This window comes from Miniphocaeibacter sp. (assembly GCF_049276255.1).
In the GTDB taxonomy this organism is placed as follows: domain Bacteria; phylum Bacillota; class Clostridia; order Tissierellales; family Peptoniphilaceae; genus Miniphocaeibacter.
This window is the reverse complement of the sequence record NZ_JBASWB010000038.1, coordinates 1-5,390: the sequence shown is the minus strand read 5'-3', so window position 1 is coordinate 5,390 and position 5,390 is coordinate 1. Positions and strand designations below refer to the sequence as shown.

2 protein-coding genes are annotated in these 5,390 nt (G+C 34.0%); both read left to right on the top strand.

Translation table 11 applies throughout. The annotated features are described in order from the left end of the window. Positions 1 to 1,336 (top strand): cell wall-binding repeat-containing protein (locus WAO56_RS03790; RefSeq protein ID WP_422146277.1); only part of this gene is annotated, 1,336 nt, incomplete at its 5' end. 565 nt (positions 1,337 to 1,901) lie between these two features. Continuing rightward, positions 1,902 to 5,390: Cna B-type domain-containing protein (locus WAO56_RS03785; protein WP_422146276.1), on the top strand; the 3,489-nt coding region annotated here is incomplete at its 3' end.

The window sequence follows — 5,390 nt, the reverse complement described above, 5'->3', positions numbered from 1 at the left end:
AAACATAGGTAATTTAGTAAGAAATGATTATATATTTGATGGTTGGGCTAAGGATCCATTGGGAAATGATACAGTAGAAGATACTTTCATAATAACAGAAGATACAACTCTTTATGCTCAATGGGTTTTAGATACTTCAGGTTCGGGAGTAGTTTATGTGACCTTTGAGCCAAAAGGTGGAGTATTTAGTGATGGTACAATTGAGTCAAAGGTTGTTGAAGTAGCTAAAGGAGAAACCGTATTAGAGGAAGATATTTTAAAAGAAGGATATATTTTTAAAGGTTGGTATTTAGAAGATGAAACAAAATATAATTTTGAATTGGAAGTTATTGAAAATTTAAAATTATTTGCAAAATGGGAGAAAGATTCAACAATGCCAACAGAACCAAGTAATCCAAGTGAACCGACAAAACCAACAGAACCAACGAAACCAGAAAGACCAACACCAACTATAAAGGAAATAACCCTAGTAGGTGGTAGAGCTACCTTAACTGAAAAAGTAGAAAGTCAATTAATGGACTTTGTACAATACAGATTATCTGGTAAAGACCGTTACGCTACATCAATAGCAGTAGCAAAGGAATATGACAAATCCAATATAGTATTACTAGCAAGCGGAGAAAGATATACAGATGAATTAACAGCAACAGTACTTGCAAATAAACTAGGTGCACCAATAATGTTAACAAGAAAAGATGCTATTCCAGCAGAAGTAAAAGCTGAAATTAACAGACTTGGAGCGACTAAGGTAATATTAATAGGTGGAAATGCTTCTATATCTGAAAAGCTAGAAAAAGAACTAGCTAACTACACTGTAGAAAGAATTGGTGGACCAGACAGATACGATACAGCAATTCTTGTAGGAAACCAAGTAAGAAACTTAACAGCTAGTAAGACAGAAGCAATACTAGTAGATGGAACAAACTTCCCAGATGCAATTGCAATGACATCTATGGGTGTAGAAGAAGATATGCCAATCCTATTAACAAAGCCAGGACAATTACCAGCAAGTACAGCAAAAACAATAGAGGACTGGAACTTAACTAAGGTAACAATAGGTGGAGGAAGTAAGTCAGTATCAGAAACTGTAGCAAATGAAGTTAAGAAATTTGCAGAAGTAAATAGAATAGCCGGTGCTGACAGGTACGAAACATCTGTACTAGTAGCAGAACAAGTATATGTAAAACCAAAACATGCAGTAATAGCAAGTGGAGAAGTATTCCCAGATGCTATAGTTGGGGCACCATATGCAGCTAAGAAGGGTTATCCAATAGTATTATCTAGAGGTAACAATGTTCCAGATGTTGTAATGTATTATGTGCTTGGTAATAGATAATTAAATATTAATTTTAAATAGCAATGACTCTATTTGGAGTTGTTGCTATTTTTTATTTCTATATTAAACATAGTTGAAAATCAATATTAATTAATAAATAAGAAGATTTCTTAACAAATAAAATATAAATAATATATTTGAATCAAATTAAAGATGTTGAAATTCCAATGTTTATAATTTTTTCTATTGTGCCAGGCACAAGTACTTGTAATTTGACAATAGAAGTCTTAGATATTAACATGAAATTAATAGATAAACGCTAAATTTAAACGTTTATTGGTGTATATTTTGTAAAAAATAGAATGATTTACAAGCTATAAGAAAAAGGAAAATTTATGTAAATCATAGGAAAACGATAACAGAAGTTAGAAAAATTAACCAAAAAACTATGTATAAAGTACATAGTAAAATGAAGAGTTAAGTTAAATCTTAAAGGAGGTAAAAGAGTTCTACAATTATAAAATGTAATTTTATTAAAAATTCTTAATTTAGAACATACTAAAATATCTAAATAATACTTTCAAATTATTATTTAGATATGGGGAACTTGGTTAGGAGGTTAAAAATGAGAAATTTAAAACGTAAACGTTTTATATCTTTTCTGTTATCGATTTTTATGATTTTAGGTAGTTTTAATGGGGTATTTGTTAATTCAGCAAAGGCTGATGATAGTATGCCATTAGAAGAAATAGTAGAAAATCAAGAAGATAATAGAGAAAATGAGATTAATGAAGTTGATGATGATATTTTTGTAGAAGTTGAAGAAAATAATAATGAAAACATTGAAGATGATTTTGAAGAAATTGAAGTAGTTGAAGAAGATACGGAGACTTCTTATAATTTAGATAATTTATCTGGACCAATGGAAGTTGAAGCTCCTGAAATCAGATATGACATCTATCCGGAGACCAGTTATAGAACTAAACGCTCTCTTGATGGCGACCTAGAACTAGGGGAAGTAACTATGACGAAGGATGCTAAACCTGTAGAAGGCAAAGTAAATATGTGGGATATTACTTTGAGAATAGAAGGAAGAGACGACGAAACCAGTTCAGATATTGTATTGGTAGTCGACCGTTCAGGAAGTATGAACAAGGACGCAAGTGGTGGCGGCTCGAGAATGGATGCTGCTAAGTCAGCGGCAATTAAATTCGCAGACACCCTACTAGCTGATGAAAGTGTTAAGACCAGAATTGCAGTTGTGTCCTATTCATCAAGTGTAACAGTTGACCAGGCGTTAACTGATGACAGAGAAGCAATTGTAAATGCCATAAACGCTTTAGAGGCACAAGGAGGGACTTTAACCCAGGCAGGTGTTAGACAAGGTAGTGCCCTACTTGAAAATTCCGATGCAGATATGCAAAACATGGTACTACTATCTGATGGAGAGCCAACTTATAGTTACAATTTCAAAAATAAAAATCAATATTGGATACCATACGGAGAGCATTTTGAATCTTCAACAGAAATCCCTGAAAGTGAATTTGTATATAGTGAATCTAAGGGAGATGGAGACCATCTAAGAATTTTATTTGATACTACAGAAGATGGTACTGAGTATTATATAAATCATGGTAACTCTACTATCGCAGAGGCGGGATTTGCAAAAAATAAAGGCAATTGGATCTACACCATAGCACTAAGTATGAGTCCTGATGGTACTGAAGTATTAAAAGGTGTGGCAAGTTCAGGAAAAGATTACACTGCAGAACCTGAAGACTTAGAAGAAATCTTTCAAGTAATCGGCGGAGATATTCTATCAGCTGCAAAGAATTGTAAAGTTACAGACCCGATGGGAATGGGATTTGTAGTGTATGGTGATGTCAGCTCAATTACTCCGTCAGATGGTGTTGTGAAATACGATGAGGTAAACAAAACTATAGAGTGGGATATAGGAACTTTAAAGAAACCTATTGCAGAAGGCTCTGATATAAAATATGCTGAGTTAACATACACTATTGAAATCGACGATGATATTTTAAGTGCAGCTTCAGAGGATGGTAAAAACTTTGCCACCAATGGAGAAACTGTATTAAACTATGTAGACAATAAGGGACAGCAGCAAAAGATTATAGTAGATGTTCCAAAAGTAGATCCGATTCTCTTGGTAATTGAGAAGAAACTAATTAACAGTTTAGGCTTCCAAGTTCCATCGGAAGGCTTTGAAGCAGATGAAAGAGAATTTACAATGCCGGTGGACAATGACAAGGGAGACTATAAGAAAGAGTACACTGTTAAAGCCGGTGGCAAGAAAGTTATGACCAATCTTCGTATAGAAGACACCTACACAGTGGCTGCTGAAAAATTCTCAGGACCAATTGAGCATAAGGCATCAGACTATGAAACAACTTATAATATTTATGGTGAGGACACAGATACCTTTAAGATTAAACAAGGTGATGAAGATACACCAATTATAGTAACTAATGTGGAAAAACCACTTGGTGAATTAAAGATAACGAAAAAATTTGACCCTGTAGCAGGTACAAAGTCTGCTAAGGCAGGTAAACTGGAATTTGAATTTGAAATTACCGGACCGACAAAGGCAGACGGCACAAATGCCTTGGATGGAATTAAGGATTTAACTCCTACAGCAGATAAAAACAAATTTACTTTTAAACTGGAAGCAGGTCAGTCATTAATATTAAAGAATTTACCTTATGGTGAATATCAAGTGAAAGAAACGGACTCTAAGGGCTTCCTAGTAAGCTACAGCGAAAAAGATGGTAAAGTAAATTTAGCTATTAATGATAAGAGTAAGGAATTAATCGTTACAAATAGTCCAAAAGCCGACGATAAGACTGTAGATGTTACAGCTAAAAAAGTATGGATTGGCGGTCTTTTAAACGAACATAAAAAAGTAGATTTAGTTCTCTATAGAAATGACAAAGCAACGGACATTAAACCTAATTCCATAGTACCACAAGAAGATGGAGCCAGTGAATACACTTATACTTGGAAAGATCTTCAAAAATTTGATGACAAGGGATTAGAGTATCAGTATAGTGTAAAGGAAAAATCAACACCTGAATATTATGAATCTACAGTGACAGGAAATATGAAAGACGGCTTTACAGTAACCAATAAATATATAGCTGAAGCCGACGGAAAATTAAAGATAAGAAAAGTAATTGATGTAGGTAGTAAAGCTACAAGAGCAGGAAAAAATCCTGAATTTAAATTTGAAGTCATAGGACCTACTAAGGCAGACGGAAGCAATGCACTGGAAGGAGTAAAGGGATTAACAAAAGAAAACGGAAGATACTTCTTCACAATAAAGGGACCGGAATGTACAGTCCTTCAAGATTTAATGTATGCTACCTATGAAGTAATTGAAGTGGAACACGAAGGTTTTGAACCAAGCTACAATCCTGAAGATAGAAAAGTAAAAGTTGTAAATGGTGAGGAAGTTCCAGAAATCGTAGTTACAAATAAACTTATTGGAGATAACAAGATAGACTTTGTGGCTAAGAAAATCTGGACTGACGGTTTACTAGATGAGTATAAACCTATAACTTTAGTTCTCCTTCGAGACGGGGAAGAATTTAAAGATATTAAATATGATGTGAACCCAAAGGAAGATGGTAAAAAAGAATACACCTATACTTGGAAGGATTTACCGGAACGTGCTGAAGACGGACATATTTATGAATACAAGGTAAAGGAAGTAGAAGTTCCTAAGTATTATACTTCAAGTATAGATGAAACAGGTAAAGTTATAACAAATAAATACACAGCTGAGCAGGACGGAAAAATTACCATAGAGAAAAAATTTGATACAGGAGTTGAAAAACTTAGAAGTAACCAAGAACCACCTGTGTTTGAATTTGAAATTACCGGGCCTGTTAAGGAAAACGGCGAAAGTGCATTAGCAAATATTGAAGGATTAACAGAAGTTCCACAAGCTAATGGTGTATCTAAATTTTTCTTTAAACTAAAAGCTGGAGAGCATAAAGTTCTTAAAGATTTATACTATGGAGACTACAAGGTAGAAGAAATAGTACCAGCAGGATTTACAGCAAGTTACAGTCCAGAAGGTGGAGAAGTTAGCTTA